Origin of the sequence: Paenibacillus bovis, from assembly GCF_001421015.2 — a bacterium.
Taxonomy (GTDB): domain Bacteria; phylum Bacillota; class Bacilli; order Paenibacillales; family Paenibacillaceae; genus Saccharibacillus; species Saccharibacillus bovis.
Genome location: NZ_CP013023.1, coordinates 4,399,346 through 4,415,146, shown reverse-complemented (window position 1 = coordinate 4,415,146; position 15,801 = coordinate 4,399,346). Strand labels below are relative to the sequence as shown.

Annotated in this window: 20 protein-coding genes and 2 pseudogenes; 21 read left to right on the top strand and 1 reads right to left on the bottom strand. The window is 40.5% G+C overall.

What is annotated here, in order from left to right:
• Window positions 1-50: 50 nt before the first annotated feature.
• The 6 genes and pseudogenes from AR543_RS18790 to AR543_RS18770 all read left to right on the top strand — a co-directional run bounded on the left by AR543_RS18790 (window position 51) and on the right by AR543_RS18770 (window position 3,351).
• A pseudogene (locus AR543_RS18790) lies at window positions 51-635 on the top strand (chloramphenicol phosphotransferase CPT family protein).
• Window positions 636-871: 236 nt separating this feature from the next.
• Entirely contained in the window at window positions 872-1,048 is a 177-nt protein-coding gene (locus AR543_RS24380) for a hypothetical protein (RefSeq protein ID WP_158523992.1), read from the top strand.
• 104 nt (window positions 1,049-1,152) lie between these two features.
• A complete protein-coding gene (locus AR543_RS18785; protein ID WP_060535928.1) occupies window positions 1,153-1,434 on the top strand; it encodes a hypothetical protein in 282 nt (93 codons plus the stop codon).
• A gap of 128 nt (window positions 1,435-1,562) precedes the next feature.
• On the top strand, window positions 1,563-2,039 hold the full coding sequence (locus AR543_RS18780; RefSeq protein WP_060535927.1) for an NUDIX hydrolase: 477 nt from the start codon (window positions 1,563-1,565) through the stop codon (window positions 2,037-2,039).
• 102 nt (window positions 2,040-2,141) lie between these two features.
• Window positions 2,142-2,753 carry an alpha/beta hydrolase gene (locus tag AR543_RS18775; RefSeq protein ID WP_060535926.1) on the top strand — a complete coding sequence of 204 codons (612 nt, stop codon included), beginning with the start codon at window positions 2,142-2,144 and terminating at the stop codon, window positions 2,751-2,753.
• Window positions 2,754-2,847: 94 nt separating this feature from the next.
• Window positions 2,848-3,351 carry a hypothetical protein gene (locus tag AR543_RS18770; protein WP_082472278.1) on the top strand — a complete coding sequence of 168 codons (504 nt, stop codon included), beginning with the start codon at window positions 2,848-2,850 and terminating at the stop codon, window positions 3,349-3,351.
• A 147-nt stretch (window positions 3,352-3,498) separates the two neighbouring features.
• Here AR543_RS18770 and AR543_RS18765 read toward each other — a convergent pair whose 3' ends face one another.
• The gene (locus tag AR543_RS18765) at window positions 3,499-5,001 is read right to left on the bottom strand and encodes an alpha/beta hydrolase family protein (protein WP_060535925.1); all 1,503 of its coding nucleotides are present in this window, start codon (window positions 4,999-5,001) and stop codon (window positions 3,499-3,501) included.
• A gap of 337 nt (window positions 5,002-5,338) precedes the next feature.
• On the opposite strand from AR543_RS18765, the gene AR543_RS18760 reads away from it, so the two are divergent.
• The 15 genes and pseudogenes from AR543_RS18760 to AR543_RS18690 all read left to right on the top strand — a co-directional run bounded on the left by AR543_RS18760 (window position 5,339) and on the right by AR543_RS18690 (window position 15,775).
• Window positions 5,339-5,980 carry a DUF3885 domain-containing protein gene (locus AR543_RS18760; RefSeq protein WP_060535924.1) on the top strand — a complete coding sequence of 214 codons (642 nt, stop codon included), beginning with the start codon at window positions 5,339-5,341 and terminating at the stop codon, window positions 5,978-5,980.
• A gap of 16 nt (window positions 5,981-5,996) precedes the next feature.
• Window positions 5,997-6,401: a GNAT family N-acetyltransferase gene (locus AR543_RS18755; protein ID WP_060535923.1), complete on the top strand. Its 405-nt coding sequence runs from the start codon at window positions 5,997-5,999 to the stop codon at window positions 6,399-6,401.
• Between the two features lie 97 nt (window positions 6,402-6,498).
• Complete coding sequence (locus tag AR543_RS18750; protein ID WP_060535922.1) at window positions 6,499-6,975, top strand: GNAT family N-acetyltransferase; 477 nt, start codon at window positions 6,499-6,501, stop codon at window positions 6,973-6,975.
• Between the two features lie 192 nt (window positions 6,976-7,167).
• Complete coding sequence (locus tag AR543_RS18745) at window positions 7,168-7,731, top strand: DUF4303 domain-containing protein (protein WP_060535921.1); 564 nt, start codon at window positions 7,168-7,170, stop codon at window positions 7,729-7,731.
• A 651-nt stretch (window positions 7,732-8,382) separates the two neighbouring features.
• On the top strand, window positions 8,383-9,438 hold the full coding sequence (locus AR543_RS18740) for an ankyrin repeat domain-containing protein (RefSeq protein ID WP_060535920.1): 1,056 nt from the start codon (window positions 8,383-8,385) through the stop codon (window positions 9,436-9,438).
• A gap of 194 nt (window positions 9,439-9,632) precedes the next feature.
• Window positions 9,633-10,150, top strand: a pseudogene (locus tag AR543_RS18735) (GrpB family protein).
• A gap of 85 nt (window positions 10,151-10,235) precedes the next feature.
• On the top strand, window positions 10,236-10,727 hold the full coding sequence (locus AR543_RS18730) for a cysteine hydrolase family protein (protein WP_060535919.1): 492 nt from the start codon (window positions 10,236-10,238) through the stop codon (window positions 10,725-10,727).
• A gap of 114 nt (window positions 10,728-10,841) precedes the next feature.
• On the top strand, window positions 10,842-11,681 hold the full coding sequence (locus AR543_RS18725) for a P-loop NTPase family protein (protein ID WP_060535918.1): 840 nt from the start codon (window positions 10,842-10,844) through the stop codon (window positions 11,679-11,681).
• Between the two features lie 52 nt (window positions 11,682-11,733).
• On the top strand, window positions 11,734-12,123 hold the full coding sequence (locus tag AR543_RS18720; RefSeq protein WP_060535917.1) for a pentapeptide repeat-containing protein: 390 nt from the start codon (window positions 11,734-11,736) through the stop codon (window positions 12,121-12,123).
• Between the two features lie 280 nt (window positions 12,124-12,403).
• The gene (locus AR543_RS18715) at window positions 12,404-12,760 is read left to right on the top strand and encodes a cupin domain-containing protein (RefSeq protein ID WP_227871780.1); all 357 of its coding nucleotides are present in this window, start codon (window positions 12,404-12,406) and stop codon (window positions 12,758-12,760) included.
• A gap of 77 nt (window positions 12,761-12,837) precedes the next feature.
• Window positions 12,838-13,494 (top strand): hypothetical protein, encoded by a 657-nt coding sequence (locus AR543_RS18710; RefSeq protein ID WP_060535915.1) that lies wholly within the window; start codon window positions 12,838-12,840, stop codon window positions 13,492-13,494.
• A gap of 34 nt (window positions 13,495-13,528) precedes the next feature.
• Window positions 13,529-14,038 (top strand): CHAP domain-containing protein, encoded by a 510-nt coding sequence (locus AR543_RS18705; RefSeq protein WP_060535914.1) that lies wholly within the window; start codon window positions 13,529-13,531, stop codon window positions 14,036-14,038.
• A 25-nt stretch (window positions 14,039-14,063) separates the two neighbouring features.
• Window positions 14,064-14,624: an SMI1/KNR4 family protein gene (locus tag AR543_RS18700; protein ID WP_060535913.1), complete on the top strand. Its 561-nt coding sequence runs from the start codon at window positions 14,064-14,066 to the stop codon at window positions 14,622-14,624.
• Between the two features lie 52 nt (window positions 14,625-14,676).
• On the top strand, window positions 14,677-15,333 hold the full coding sequence (locus AR543_RS18695) for a hypothetical protein (RefSeq protein ID WP_060535912.1): 657 nt from the start codon (window positions 14,677-14,679) through the stop codon (window positions 15,331-15,333).
• A gap of 70 nt (window positions 15,334-15,403) precedes the next feature.
• A complete protein-coding gene (locus tag AR543_RS18690; protein WP_227871779.1) occupies window positions 15,404-15,775 on the top strand; it encodes a DinB family protein in 372 nt (123 codons plus the stop codon).
• Window positions 15,776-15,801 lie beyond the last annotated feature (26 nt).

Below are 15,801 nucleotides of genomic sequence, written 5' to 3'. Positions count from 1 at the left end.
AGGAATCGAAACGTTGGTCGATAGACGAGTCAATCGCATAGAGGAAGGTGATCCATTTAAAGAAAGGGCTCACTGTGCTGCTGAACGGAACTTCCAGCTCAGGAAAGACGAGCATTTCGGCTGAAATGACCAGTCAAAAAGAAATTATGTTTCACCATTTATCATTGGATGATTTTTTCGATAATTATAATCATTTTGTTAACAATAAATTGGTATAGGCGTCCCCAAAAGAAATAGGGCACCAAGCGGTCTCGCAAATCGTGGATGACTCCATATTCTCCGTGTACCATTCGACAGTTAAACTGTTTTCGGAAATGGACTTGAATGTAATAGCAGATACTGCCCTGGACAGTGACACGCGCTTTAACGAGTGTCTTGATGTATTTACTGATCAGCCTGTATTGTTTGTAGGTGTAAGATGTTCCAAAGAAGAAAAACAAAGAGGGGATCGGAATATCGGACTGGTAGTTTCTCAGTTTGATCAGATCTATCGTGCGGATGAGTATGATCTTGAAGTCAATACGAAAGAGTTGAATCCAGCAGAGTGTGCGGAGAAGATTCTAAGCTTTATACAGTCGGGTAAGAATTATTCGGCATTTAAAAAGTTGAGTAGAAGAGATGTTAGTGCTCCATAGAAGACATATTTTTAGAAAACAATATATTCATGCTGTGCTCATATATCCTTTGGTTGGTATTTTCTAGATACTAGTATGAGCCGGTGTAGTGAATATAGTAAGATTATATAGCAAGAGAGACCTTTCCAGCAGATGATTTTTACACACTCAAATGAATTCTTATTTAAGCCTATAAGAATTTATTAATACAAGAACGTTTCAAAAGGTTTGAAGGTAGCACAAAAGGAGGCGTTTTAATGGGGATGGATTTTACAGCGTATTTTGCTCATGGATTTCAAGAAAAGAACCAGATTAACCTTGTTGAAGAATTGAATGAGATTTCCGAAAAACAATTTCCATTTATAAATGAATTCATTAAAGATCTATTGAAATACAATCCAGAAGATAAAGAAATGCAATGGAACTTAATCTGAATTCCATAGGTGGGACAAATGAAGTTATAGGACCATGCGGGATTACATTAAAATTTTCTGAGAAGGTATGTTATTTCTCCAGTTATATTAGATGGAGGAACTTTTTGTTAGATAAAGATATCCAATATGCATTAAGAAAAGTCTGTTACGAATTAATGCAGACGATGAAATCGTCATTTGTAATTTATGTTCCAGATAACGCTGCTAGAGAGTCAGCGATAATGGATTTTCTTTGGGATGACGAAAACAGAGATATTTTATTTATGAAAAACTGGCTTTTAAATCACTGTGGACTACCAAAAAACAGTATTGAAGAAATATATATACAATGCGAGCATTATTGGGAATCTGATGGATATTTTATAGATGAATTTAAAGATTTTTAAGTATCTTTAATGAAACTCTAGTCATCCTATGAGATTTATGCTGTAGAGATGTAACCTGAGATGAGAATTTAATATAGGGTAAATATACATTCAAAATGATGGATATCCCATACTGAAAGGTGGTTCGTATGATTACATTCAAAAAAGGAAATAATAAATTTAATTTCAGAGTCGCCGGCATTGCTATACAGGACAATCGGGTTTTATTACATACTACAGTAAAGGACGACTTCTGGAATCTTCCAGGAGGACGTGTTGAATTCAACGAGTCGACAGAGCAGGCGATCCTTAGAGAAATCAAAGAGGAGCTGGATGTTGAAGTGGGAAGTCCAAAGCTGCTTTTTATCAATGAAGATTTCTTTGAATATGACAGCATGCAGTTTCATGAAATAGGCTTTTACTACCTCGTTTCCTTCCCGGAAGGACATGAGATCACAACGTATGAAGACGAATTTTCTGGAATAGAAGATGAGGGAAGACTTATTTTCAAATGGTTCCCTGTGGATGAATTGCAAGACCTAGAAGTCTATCCGGAAGTACTGCGGAGTGAACTACTCCAATTAACAAACAGCAATCATATCCAGCACTTCGTGAATCTACGCTGAAGATCGTTTGGGCTTTTTTTCAAGGAACACATTACATTTGTACAAGCTACACCATGAATCTAAAGACAACTTTTCTTAATTGAGAAGAAAGGGTGAAATGCGATGAAATTGGAGATTTTAACGGTACCATCCTTTTGGGAAATAGATCTGCAACAAAAATATTATCAGCTTTATGAAGGAAACAAAAAGTTGGTTGTACTGTTCCCCGGGATGAATTATCCATGTAACAAGTCTGTTTTACATTTTGCAGGAACTTCTGCTATGCAGAGTGGTTTTGACTTGATGGCATTGGAATATGGGTATCAGGCAGCAAGAACCGAATTGGACATGAACGATCTGCAAAGATTAGTAGACGATAGCTATGAGTCCGTAAAACAAGTGATTGGCAAATACGATCAAGTTGTCTTTATCAGTAAGAGTCTAGGTACAGTGATTGCAGGAGAAGTCCATCAGAGACTTGGAATTTCAGTCAAACATTTATTTTTGACACCTTTAAAAGATACGATTCATTATATTAACAAGTGGAGCGGAGTGGTTGTATACGGAACCGAAGACCAAATGTTTAATGCTGATTGGGTAAGCCAGATGGATACAGAGATTAAAGTGTTTGAAATACTTCATGCCAAGCATTCCCTGGAAACCGATGACGTTAAAGAAAGTGTTGAGATTTTAAATCAACTTGTACACATATATATGACATTTCTAAATGAGTAATCTTTTAAAAGCAGTACCGTTCGATACCAAAAGGCATGACAAGTTATCATCCGCCGGCGTACTACCATCAATGATTTAGAGGAGAACGCATACAATGAGAACGTTATATGCAGCGGCATGTTTGCTTTTGTTGATCGTGGGCTGCTCCCAGCAGCAAACAGTTGAGGATTTTTTTCGTAAAGAGATGCGGGATATGCATATTGGAGAGAAGAATTACTCGTACCATCTGGTTCACAAAGAATTTAATGTAGTACATAAAGAAGATGCACTGGTAATTTTTGAAGAGACCCATGAGTATGGTGAACAAATATTCATAGCTTATTTTGAAAAAGAAAATCATGATTGGAAATGGAGACAGACAAGAGGCGCCAGGTGGGATTCTCCAATCAAATGGTCTTCAATGAATCAAGTTCCTTTTATATATTCAGGCACAATCAGTGATCCTTCCATTGCCCAAATATATGTAGGTGATGAACAAGCAGCAATTATTGAAGTTGAAGAAGGAAAGAGATTCTGGTATGCAATTAGTCCGGTTAGAGATGCCAAGGTTAACGTACTAAAAGAAGACGGAAATCCAAGAAGTATAGAGGAAAGCTAACTGTGAAGAATTACCGGATACATAAAAGGATGTAAAAGAGATGCAAAAAACGGACCCTATCAGAGCAGGGGGATACATAAAACATATACTTCTGCTCTGACAGAACCAAAGATTCCAGCATTCAACAGGGTCAGGAATGCAGAATTGTTATAGAAGCGCAGTTCCAAACTTGACCTCCGGGAAGCGTTGATCAGGACCTTGCATCAAGTTCCCCTCCCGCCCTTTCAGATACAGATCAAATAAATCCAGCATATAGGCATTAATCACCATATTCGCTCTCTCCGGTGCAATGTGCCCGGTAATGCCTACCATGCGGAATAGTGGAGAAATGAACTGAACATCGGTGAAATTCAAATGTTCGGTATGCTCGATATAGAGAACCTGTCCTCCTTCACTAATAGTCTCGCGCATTCGTTGCAGTTCCAACTTTTTATCTGCTGCCACCTGATCTTCCCACTCTCTGGTTGAACCCATTTGCTCAATCTCTACATCCGTATAAGGCTTGTTTTCACGCACTCTTTTTAATTTTGTGAATTCGCTTTGTGAGGTGATAAATAAAAAGGGCTTGTGCAGCTGCTGTCGATCGTGGAGTCGATAGAGTCCGCCATCCAAGTCGATTCCGGCCGTAATCCGTGGATCAAAAGAAGCATCATAAGCGGTTGCACCACCAATCGAATGACCGAATACGCCGATATGATCGAGATCTATTTTCCCCTGAAGCTTACTTGTGATCTGTCCGGATTGGATCAACTCCAATTGATCCAGTGTAAAAGATACATCATCCGTCAGCACTTTTCCCAATTTATCGCGATTGCTTCGTTCGGTCGGGTAGTCATGGTCAGGTGAGAATAATTGATTAGTAGTACTGGTCGTGATTTCTCCATCCGGAAATTCGGTTGCAAATGTATTATAGGTATGGTCGATGACTGCTACGATATAGCCGTTACTGGCAAGCTCCTCGGCCTGCGAGGTGTGGAGGAACCTGGAAGAACCATTACCGGGATTTACCAGGATCAGAGGATAGGCATCCTGCTCTGGAGAGATAACGGCGCCTGTGTACGAATGACTGGATACATACTTCAGATGCTGAAAAGTAAAATCAGGAAGACCATAGTCTGCTACCATATAATCCAAAATCCGGGTGTCCGGAATCCAGGGAGCATAATCACCGGCACCTGCTTGAGCCGGGTACCATACCTGAACCATCAATTCCCGCTTGCTGTCTCCGGTTTCGCCAAAAGTCTCGTTTCTATTCGTATCCACGAAGTGAAAAGCCTGTGTGCCTACCTTGAATGAACCAGTAGGCGGTGGTAATTGAAATAGAGGGAAAGCGTACAGCAGTCCTGCCGTGATAACCAGGCTGACTGCCATAGCGCTATAAGCTATACCCCGCAAGATTCGCGGGATTTTCCAAGGAACTGCTTTCCGGAAATAGGCATATGCCGAAATTGCTAAACAAATGATCGTGATGCTATACAGGAAAAGCAGCTGAATTCTGTATCCTTCTATTATCCACTGAATGGCTAAAACCAGTGCAGTAATGCCGCTTGCAATGAAGAGCGGTACTCTGCGGCGATCTTTTCTCAACACAATGCTCAAAGTAAACAATCCGATAATGGAAACAAAAAGCAGCAGTTCAAACAGTCTCATCCTGATCTCCTTTTGAAAATGAATTTGTGTGTTCTTATATGATATTGCTGGATGTATTTAAGTTATTGAAATACCTCGCCAATACGTTGCGATGTCATCAAGTGATCTGTTGGTATAGAATAAAAGATAAGATGTCCGAGAGAAGTAGTTATTAAATTGTTGAACGCATTTACACGAAGTAAATAATTAAGCAGAGACATCCCGGCTCTCCTGTTAAAGACATTCAAGAAACAACCAACATGATGTAGACGAGGATTTTTTTCATTTTATAACATTCGTAATAAAGAAAGATTCGGTAGCTCATGCTGATGAATAGGAAAGATAAGAGGCTGATTCGATGAGTTTTGATATAAAAACCTATTTAGCAACCTATTTTAAAAATATACAAATAAAGTGTCCTTTGTTTTATAACGCACCGGTAGGCATTCGATTTGAACTGGGAGTACCTTATCGTGGGGTGGATGACCCCAAATACTTCATGACGGTTCATCTGCGCGCCAATTTGATTGTAGAAGCTTTATTTGATGAAAAAGATGAAGTGATCATACTGGTCCAGACTTTTAAATATGTAGAACCGTTTGTAGATTTTCAAGTCGGTGATTCCGTATTTTCCGCTTCGTATATTAAAGGTGATCTCGAGGGAAGAGTGCAGTTGTATGATGAATCCCCGCAGTATGACGAAGATGATGGAACTCTTGTTGGCTATTCCCAGACATTCTGCATACAGTGCCTATGGTCCGAAGTGAATAATTCCCATTTGATAAGGGCCATTGGCAATCAGGATTTTGCTATACAGCCATTTATCCGTGATGATATATTTTTGCTAAATCCCAAACGTCATACAATCTGGCACATGTATGATGATAGAGGGCTTGATGTGATCGCGAATAATAAGAGCGAGTTGAAATCGTTATATACCACATTTAATGATTGGATCCTGGATTACGACCGGGAGAGAATAGACTATCTTATGATGTGAAGCGAGGAGACCCACCGTGAAAATAGATATCGCTGTCGATACTGACTATGATTTTATTGTGACTAGAGATCACCATATTGCCAAAGAGCTAGTCGAAGCTAAGATCCATAGAAATGAGATTTATATTTTGCGAGAGGCGGATCGAGAAATCGGATGGATGCGCTTTAATTATTTTTGGGACAATACTCCATTTATGAATATGATGTGGATTGATGAAGAATATCGGGGCAGGGGATATGGCGCTCAAGTGGTGAAGTATTGGGAAGACCTCATGCGAGAACAGGGATTTACAGTAGTCATGACATCTACCCAATCCAATGAAGAGGCACAGCACTTTTATAGAAAGCTGGGCTATCAGGATGCTGGATGTTTACTGCAGGACAATGAACCTTTGGAATTGATCATGTCCAAAAAACTATAGTTATATATGAATTTGGCCAAAGCTATTTGTCATTGTCGTTCAAGATACTAGGACTTCAGCAGATGATTGTTAATCCAGAAATGAGGTACATATCCGCATGATCACATTACGAAAGATTACATTGGAAAATAGACGTGATATCTTTAATCTGGAAGTCTTGGAGGAGCAGAAGAAGTATGTGGCATCCAATTTGTCGAGTGTAGCTTCGTGTTATGTGCTTTCGATCAATGGAGGGAATCCATTTCCGCTGGCGATCTATGCAGAAGAACAGCCAGTTGGTTTTGTGATGATTACCTATGGAATTACCGGATACGATCTTCCCCGGATAGCAGAAGGAAATTACTGTATATTACGATTAATGATCGATCAACAATACCAAAATAAAGGATATGGACGGAAAGCTATGGAGAGAATAATTGAATTTATTCGTACATATCCAGCCGGACCTGCGGAATACTGCTGGATTCCATACAGCCCTGACAATACTTCAGCCCGAAAATTATATGAAAGTTTTGGCTTTCGGGATAATGGCGAGATTTGCCATGATGAATTAATTACTATGCTGCAGCTTTAGGTCGCTGAGAATTGAGAAGGAACATCTTTATTTTATCCAAATATTAAACACAATATAAAATGAACGAACATGTTCTTAAAGAGCTAGAGATGATTCGACAGCTACATTTACCGGATGGATATATTGCTACCGGATATGCATGATAGATAACGATCAAAGAAAACTAATCGGATAAACAGGAGGAATAATAAAATGGAACACTTTTTCGAGATATTTCAAAAACAAATGGTAGACGCGTTACGTGCAGACTGTACGGAATTGATTAAACATATAGGCGCAGAGAGACTGTATGCGGTTGCGTTGGTCACAGACAGCGATGCGGGTACCGTATATCTGGGCATGAATACCGAGGAATCCCTGCAGCGACGAGTGGAATACTATAATCGGGAAATGGACGGAGGTTATTCATCGGATCATCCAACATTGCGCTGGATGCCGGACGAATGGGGATATAGTGACAGCGATCTGGGACGTTCGCGCCTTGTTGAAGTCAGTAATATGTTACTGAACAGGGAAGACTATAGTGACGAATCCCGTGCAGCGTTTTATGAGGCGGCTACCCAGGCACTACAGAAGCTGGATGAGGAAGGTGTATTTGCGAGCATACCACGCAGCAGCTTAACTTTGTTCGTATCGGTTACAGACGATGATGAGGCAGAGCAAGTAGAAGATTACTCCGCGAAACGGCTGAATCCCGAGGAAGTATATCAGCAGTTTGCAGAGCGATTCGATGGAATAGAAGATGCAGAAGAATAGGCTGAAAGGCTGTAAAAGCCAATTTGGCATAACGAAAGGTGCATTCAAACATGGGATATTATTTTAATGGAATTCTGACTTCGATCGAAGCTTGGGATGCCTATAAAGGGAAATATTATAATATTTGCGCGATCGAGCTGTATCCAAATATAATCGCTATACCGATAAGTGATGATTTTTACGATGAAACAATAAAGAGCAAATAACCAAGGTACAGGATTATGAATATCTGACTGATGCACTCAAACAGTTGTGTTCTGATTTCTCCAAGATTGCTAGAACAGCCTATATTGAGGCAGAATATTTCGGGGGTGTAGGTACACAGAATGCAATAGTATGGGAGGCATCCGATATTATTTTTGAAGAAACTTTGAGTAGGAATGCTATAAATAAATCACTGCAGCAACTGTGCGTAACCAGAACAGATGACCGAGACGAATTCGATACCGTGCAGCTGGGAAGACACCGATCGAATGAACGCTGGTTAAAGGAAGAAAAATATGTATAATAACGATCCAGACATTGAATTCAATCGACTATGCACATATTTTGGGTGTCAAACAGTCACAAATACTTGAACAGGATTTACTCGGCAAGCAATCGCCACAAATCATACTTGAGTATAAATTCCGATAAAGGAGAGCATTACATATGCCACGGAAGAAAAAAACATTGCCCAAAAACTTTGAGGAGCTTATTGAAGCTGGCGATCTATCGGCTTTGAAAGAGGTATTTACCTTATGTGAACTGGATGCCCGAGGCGGTTACAGCAAATCAACAGCGCTGAGCTTCTACAATGTGCCGGCCGAGTTGGTTCGCTGGCTTGTCGAACAGGGTGCTGATATCAATGCGGTCGATAATTACAAAAAAACGCCTCTGCACAGTCATGCCATGAGCTGGTGTGGGCATACCGAGTTGCTGTTGGAGTTGGGTGCAGATCTGGAAGCATTGGATTACCGCGGCGAGACGCCGTTGTTTGCTGCAGTATCCTCTTACAAACCCGAGGCGGTTCGTGTACTGCTCGCTCGTGGATCAAATGTGAATGCCAAAAATGGCATGGGGCAGACTCCACTTGAAAAAGGATTGGCATACTGCAGAAATAATAATATTTCCGATATGGCAGAAATAGCGGATCTGCTGCTTGCTGCGGGAGCAGCCGTCACCCCAACAATGAAAGATTCTGTTCAAAATATCGGTAAAGAATTCGAATTCCATCGGGAAGGATTTAACAAAGATTCTGTAGAACAAACGGATAAGGCACTGCAGCATCTGTATGAGCGGTTCGATGTTGCACCGATTGGGAAGCGGAAAATGCATGATGGTGTCTCCCCGATCACCGTCTCTACACAGACTTGGCGGGAGCAGCATGATGAACTGTGGAAATGGCTGATTCCATCCAAGGGACATGCGCAGACGGTTCAGGGTGAAGTGATCCGGATTACCGGTAAAGTCCTTTATGAAATTAGGGATAACGGAGGCGGTAACTGGGATAATCAATTTCGCAAAATGCTTAGCAGCTTGATTCGTTACTTTAATTTGGGGAAGCCATTGGACGCTACTGTCATCCAGGAAGCAGAAGAGTTAGTTCAACATCTGCGTAACGGAGACAACGATATTGAAGCTGAAATATTGTGTGAGCTAGCTGTACAATGGGTGCTCCGTAATCCGAATCCGATACCGATGGAAGAGCCTGACTACAAGCGATAATAGAAGTTTGCCTTATTCATATGATTGCTTTATTCCTATAAAAGATAATGATTGTGTTATATCCCTTTTTCGAAGCCTATTCAGCCCAGAGAAAGGGATATTTTTTAATAGAGACATGTACTTGTACTACATATGACTAACTATTTGCTACATGTCGTCGTTTTGTTCGATAACCGATAGAAGGAGGAGCATTTATGAAGGTGCGTCTTATGGAATACGATACTCGCTGGGTGAAGATGTATGAGGATGAGATCCGACTACTGAAAGCCATATTGGGTAGGAAATCATTTGCTTTGAGCATTTTGGCAGTACAGCAGTGTCGGGAATGAAAGCAAAGCCGGTTATTGATATGATGATTATGGTTCGGGACATTGAGACGATCGATAGGTTCAGTACCCGAATGGTATCACTCGGATACGATGCAGCAGGAGAATGGGGAATACCAGGAAGACGTCTGTTTCGCAAAGGTGGAGAGCAGCGGACGCATCATATTCACATATACCAGTGGAATAACCCGCATATATCCAGACATCTGATTGTACGGGATTATCTTCGGATGCATCCCGAAGAAGTAAAATGTTACAACGCAATGAAAGAAGAGCTGGCACAGCGTTATGAGGATACGAGCGGCTACAGCCAAGCCAAAAAGCCTTTTGTACAGGACATGGAGATGCGGGCGCTGAAGTGGTATGCTACCCAAAATCGATCATAATTCAAAAAACATTTGGAAATTTGCGGTAAATAGTATGTATAATTGGACCAAGCGAGATATATCTTATTCTAGAGGAGTGGATGAAATGAGCCTGGCATTTCTGATTGTTGATATGCAAAAGATTCATTTGCATAACCAAGTGGAGCAGCGACTGGTAGATCATGCTTGTGAATATATCAATTATGTTGCAGATCTGCTTCGTTCTCATAACCATCTTGTCGTACACATCCAGGACATAGAAGGGCGTGAGGAATCCAATCAGGAAGAATATGAATTTATTCCGGGTATTCGCATGGAAGAGAGTGATCTGACCGTAACCAAAGAGTATTCCAACGCTTTTTGGCAAACCGATCTGGAACAAATTCTGTTGGATCATCATGTTGAATTGATTATTATTGCAGGTCTTGCAGCAGAGCACTGCGTATTGTTCACGTATAATGGAGCGACAGAAAGAGGATTTCGACCGGTGTTACTGCAAAATGGAATTCTGAGTACGCATAGTGATATTATCACTTCCACGTACAGAGACCGAAACCTGATTTCCTATCCGGTCATCAAGTATATGGTAGATCAATAAAAGACAGGAGCCTTCCGGATGTGACGGTCGTGTCTGATCGAATTTTAATGCATTTTTTTATTACTAATTATTGGGCAAATAATGAAGATGCACCCAACGGGAAAGGGACAATAAATGAACACCAAATTGATTATGGTCGAAGGACTGCCCGGCTCGGGGAAATCCACCATTTCACAGCTTATAACAGACATGCTTGGGGAACAGGGAATGAACGTTCAACTATTCCAGGAGGGACACCTGGAGCATCCTGCGGATTACGAGAGTGTTGCTTGTTATACAGAGAAGGAACTAGATCAGCTGTTATCTACATATGAGGAATACGCGGAATTATTGAAAAGTAGAGTGATTCAGAATGGCAATGATTGCTTGATTCCTTACCAAAAAATAAAGAATGAGTTGGGATTGGATGAGCTGGATAAGCTGTGGAATGAATTATCCCAAAAAGATATTTACGAGCTGCCTTTTGAGCAGAATAGGAGAATTATTACAGATAAATGGGATCGCTTTCAACGAGAAGCATTGATTAGTGACTCTATATTTGTCTTCGAATGCTGCTTTATACAGAACCCGCTTACCGCAGGTACAGTGAAATACAATGTGCAGAAGCAGGAAGTTATTGATTATGTGATGCAATTGGGAGAGCTTATGAAACCACTACATCCGTTGATCATCTATATTGATCAACCGGATATTCGATCTGTGTTTGAAAAAGCAGTACGGGAAAGACCGAAAACATGGTCTGATGGGTTTATTGATTATTATACCCAGCAGGGATTAGGCAAAGCGAAAGGGTATTATGGATTGGGTGGAACGATACAGGTTCTCGAAGAGCGGAAGAATATCGAACTGGAGATTTTTGATTTACTCAATATAAGCAAGGCAAAGATAGATAATTCTGAGTATAATATTAAAACATGCAAAGAAGATATAACAAAAATCCTTAAAAGTATTTAAAATAAGACTGATTAAATGAATGAGAAAAACGATGGAATGGTGGTAGGTAAAGATGCTTCAAGATAAAGAAATAACAGTGAATGAACTTCTTGGATACATTCGATCAGGACAGAAGAACTTTTGTCGGATCGAGGTGTTGGATATTGGAGAAGTAAAAGGTGAAGTATGCGATGATATCGTATTTAAAGAATGTGGCATGGCGGTAGATTTTTCCGGATCAAGTTTTAGAAATGCCAAATTTATTGATTGTAATATCAAGACCTGCAGCTTTAAAAACACCGATTTAACAAATGCTGAGTTTATAGGTAACGGAGTTTGTTCAGTAGAATTTTATAATGCACAGATCGAAGGAATCCTTTTTCAAAATAATTATTGGCATGGTTTTGAGTTGACTCAGGAAGATATTATGAGAATGGTTAGAGAAGAATTTTACGTTGAATAATTTATAAAATCATCTATATTATCTTCTGTTTTAACATCATAGATGAACCCGATTTTAAGATCTGTAATTCACATATCTAAGATTTACTGAATGACGACTTTTAAATTGAAAACAGATAACAAGCATAATGGATGTGATTTAATAAAGCAAAGCCTAGAATTCTAATATAAAGGGCGAGGTGACAACCTGGTTTGTGGTAAACCAGAATGCAAAGGAAATACTAAAAGGAGAGGAAATAGAGTGAAGCTTTTTAAATAATCATGATCCAAATACATATCAGATGAAAGCAGGCGAGCAGATGATTAGCAAACATAACGCACCTCATTACAAATGGGGCGAAAATTGTGATGGATGGCGATTAGTGGATAAAGCGAATAAAAGTATTATCCATGAACATATGCCTGCAGGTACTTGTGAGGCAAGACATTTCCATAATAAAGCCGAGCAATTTTTCTTTGTTCTGTCTGGCATAATGACGATTGAATTAGATGGTGCAAAGTATCAGTTGAGTGCACATGAAGGGATCGAAGTACCAGCATTGTTACTGCATCAGGTATTTAACCATTCGGACAGCGGTCTGGAGTTTCTTGTGATCTCTCAGCCCAATACACAAGGCGATCGAATAGCTGCTGAGTAAGATGATTTGCTGTCATTCATAGAGTCTAATCTTGTGACAAAGCAGCACAATACTACATAGGAAAGGAGGAGCAGGAAGTGACCATTATCAGTATAGAAGGAGCAAGTGCAGCAGGAAAAACAACTACTTCAGCTGCGCTTGCGATTCGCAACAACGCTCTTCATATTCCCGAAATCGCTGCTTGTTGGGAAAAGCCGGAGCCCATCTATCCCGAATGGTTTTTCGAACGACAGGTGGATCGGTGGAATATGGCCACCAGGCAAGAAGCGACTACACAGGTGATTATCGATATCGATTTGTTTCAGCCCTTTTGGTATAACTGGTCATTTGACTTTACGTTGTTCGATGGACAGAGTCTCGACTTTGTAGAGCGATTTTATAGACCGTTTATAAGCCGGCAGAAAATTGGATTTCCTGACAAGTATTTTATTCTTTATACCGAGGAGCAGAATCTTCGGGACAGAAAGGCTAATGATGCGACGCGGTTAAGAAGAGGCTTTGAATTAAACCTGAAATTTATCGAACCACAAAAACGATATTTTCAGGCTTTGAATACGTTCTGTCCAGGACTGGTATGTTTTGTGAATTCAGTGGATATTGAGAGTAATGTAGAGCAGATTCAACAGGAACTGCCTTGTTGTAGCAGTGATCATCGGTATTCGATGGAATTGTTTGACTTTATGGTGGATTGGCTTCGAACTAATCAGGCGCATAGTCATAATAGAGACGAATAACAAACGAGTGTTATATTCGGAAAAGGGGAATGTGATGAGCAGAAGAGAGACTTTGGCTGCCGTTGCTGAACAATTAGCTTCAAAGCCTTTAATAGGAAACGAACATAAATATGGGCCGGATCTGGAGCCGATTCTTAGGTACTTTCCCAGAGAAGATCCACATATAGGTTTTGATTGGTGTGCTGCGTTTGTCTATCACTGCTGTATAGAAGCTGATATTAAGCTGCCTGTCCGATATGCAGCACCTGTTACGCGTAACTTTGCCTGGGTAGAAGCATGGATGCAATGGGGACAGCTATATGGGTTCTATCATCCGATCAGCGAAAGTTCTTTTGTACAGGAACGAGGAGATCTTATTGTATTTGACAATGTTGTAGAGAATGGACCGAATGATTATATTGGAATTGTAGTAAGAAGAAAAAGAGAATATATTATTACGGCGGAAGGCAATTACTATAACAGATCCGGTATATTTCAAAGAACACGGGAACAAATAAATGGATACATCCGAATCGACGATACATATAAGTACGTTTCAGAGTGACATTTGGAAGGGATCGGGAGGAAATATGAATATAAAAGCCATATACCAATTACTTCGAGATCATCAAATCACTCTGGCACCTGGCCTTTCTGATAAAGAAGTCAGTCAGATAGAGAGTATCTATAATATTCAATTTCCCCCAGATTTACGGGAATTGCTGCAATATGTGCTGCCTATAGGCCGTTCATTTCCTATTTGGCGGGATTTTTCTAAATCTACGATGGCTGCTATTCGCAGACAATTGGATGCACCTTTGGAAGGAATATTATTTGATATTGAGCATAACCAGTTTTGGCATCATTCCTGGGGAGCAAGACCGAATCATCTGGAGGAAGCCAAAAAAATAGCCTGCCAAGAGTATTTAAAAGTTCCTCCATTGATCCCTGTTTATGGACATCGGTATATTCCGTCGACTCCGGCAGAAGTGGGGAATCCGGTATTATCTGTGCATCAGACGGATATTATCTACTACGGAAGTAATTTGGAAGAGTATTTTAAAATCGAATATAGACTTAAAGCGCAGAGCGAATTGGATGACGCCAAAATAAAATACATAACATTCTGGAGCCAACTGATAGAAGGATAGAGAATCGCATTATTCGGTTTATATCCATTACTCAATTACAGGGGGAATACATATGCCATGGCCCATGGTTCATTTTGCCGTATCTAATCAGCTCTATGCAGGTAAGCCTACACCGTATCTACTGCTTGGCAGCATTGCGCCGGATTCACTGCATGCAAGAGGACAGACCACTCGAGAAGAGAAAGGTCGAACACATCTGGTACAGAATGATCAACTTGCCAGCCCAGCATTGATTATGCAGACGCTGCAGTCCTATCTTGATGAGCGTCCTCAGGTAGAATGGAAAGACTATATTGTAGGTTACTTTACGCATATCTATACCGATATGAAATGGACGCACCATCTGTATGCAGAGTACAAAGAACAGTATCGCGGTGAGGACATACGGCACTCCTACCATCAGGAGGCGGCACAGCTTGAATTTGAACTGCAGCGGATAGCACAGGAGCAGGGGGATGACCCAGTATCTATGCTTTTGCAAGCAGAGGGTTATGCGGTAGAGCCTCTGGTAACAGTCTCCGAAGTAACCAAGTATCGTGATATGAAGATCGAGTGGTTGAATGATGCTGCGAATGAGCCATATATTGTTCCGATTTATTTTACGTTGGAAAGAGTAGAAGAGTTTGTAAGAGTAACAAGCGAAGAGCTGCAGAAGTTATTCGAGCAGTATGATATAGAGCATCTGCTACAGCCCATAAAGATCGATTAATCGGCAATTGGGAGTTGGGAATTCCATAGAAAAATGTATTATTTTACAGCTTGGGATGGAGCGATTGTAGATGAACCCATTATTGGAATTTAAAATTATCTCCAAATACCGGATAGTCAATCACTATTATCCGAAACTATGTACTGCTCTCAATTCCCTGGAGGAAGACCAGCTATGGAGCCGAGAAGCCGGAGCAGCTAATAGCATAGGCGGAATTATGGTACATATCGTAGAGCATATCAGGCGTAATGCTCAGAGAATGTTGACCCCAGAGATCCGATATGAGACTGGTATCGAGTCGACGTTTACCGATCTGAATATTAGTAGAAGTGAGCTGCTGGCTCTACTGGAGAGTACATTCAGAGAGTTCGAACAAGTCATTCATCAGACGGCAACTGTGAATATGTATGATATTTATCATCTGGTAGAGCATACAGGCTAGCATCTGGGACAGATCATAGATCGTAC

Bases quoted from the DNA above. Each gene is read 5' to 3' on its own strand.
- AR543_RS24380 (WP_158523992.1), top strand. From the start codon at position 872: ATGGGGATGGATTTTACAGCGTATTTTGCTCATGGATTTCAAGAAAAG.
- AR543_RS18780 (WP_060535927.1), top strand. From the start codon at position 1,563: ATGATTACATTCAAAAAAGGAAATAATAAATTTAATTTCAGAGTCGCC.
- AR543_RS18775 (WP_060535926.1), top strand. From the start codon at position 2,142: ATGAAATTGGAGATTTTAACGGTACCATCCTTTTGGGAAATAGATCTG.
- AR543_RS18770 (WP_082472278.1), top strand. From the start codon at position 2,848: ATGAGAACGTTATATGCAGCGGCATGTTTGCTTTTGTTGATCGTGGGC.
- AR543_RS18765 (WP_060535925.1), bottom strand. From the start codon at position 5,001: ATGAGACTGTTTGAACTGCTGCTTTTTGTTTCCATTATCGGATTGTTT.
- AR543_RS18760 (WP_060535924.1), top strand. From the start codon at position 5,339: ATGAGTTTTGATATAAAAACCTATTTAGCAACCTATTTTAAAAATATA.
- AR543_RS18750 (WP_060535922.1), top strand. From the start codon at position 6,499: ATGATCACATTACGAAAGATTACATTGGAAAATAGACGTGATATCTTT.
- AR543_RS18745 (WP_060535921.1), top strand. From the start codon at position 7,168: ATGGAACACTTTTTCGAGATATTTCAAAAACAAATGGTAGACGCGTTA.
- AR543_RS18740 (WP_060535920.1), top strand. From the start codon at position 8,383: ATGCCACGGAAGAAAAAAACATTGCCCAAAAACTTTGAGGAGCTTATT.
- AR543_RS18730 (WP_060535919.1), top strand. From the start codon at position 10,236: ATGAGCCTGGCATTTCTGATTGTTGATATGCAAAAGATTCATTTGCAT.
- AR543_RS18725 (WP_060535918.1), top strand. From the start codon at position 10,842: ATGAACACCAAATTGATTATGGTCGAAGGACTGCCCGGCTCGGGGAAA.
- AR543_RS18720 (WP_060535917.1), top strand. From the start codon at position 11,734: ATGCTTCAAGATAAAGAAATAACAGTGAATGAACTTCTTGGATACATT.
- AR543_RS18715 (WP_227871780.1), top strand. From the start codon at position 12,404: ATGAAAGCAGGCGAGCAGATGATTAGCAAACATAACGCACCTCATTAC.
- AR543_RS18705 (WP_060535914.1), top strand. From the start codon at position 13,529: ATGAGCAGAAGAGAGACTTTGGCTGCCGTTGCTGAACAATTAGCTTCA.
- AR543_RS18700 (WP_060535913.1), top strand. From the start codon at position 14,064: ATGAATATAAAAGCCATATACCAATTACTTCGAGATCATCAAATCACT.
- AR543_RS18695 (WP_060535912.1), top strand. From the start codon at position 14,677: ATGCCATGGCCCATGGTTCATTTTGCCGTATCTAATCAGCTCTATGCA.
- AR543_RS18690 (WP_227871779.1), top strand. From the start codon at position 15,404: ATGAACCCATTATTGGAATTTAAAATTATCTCCAAATACCGGATAGTC.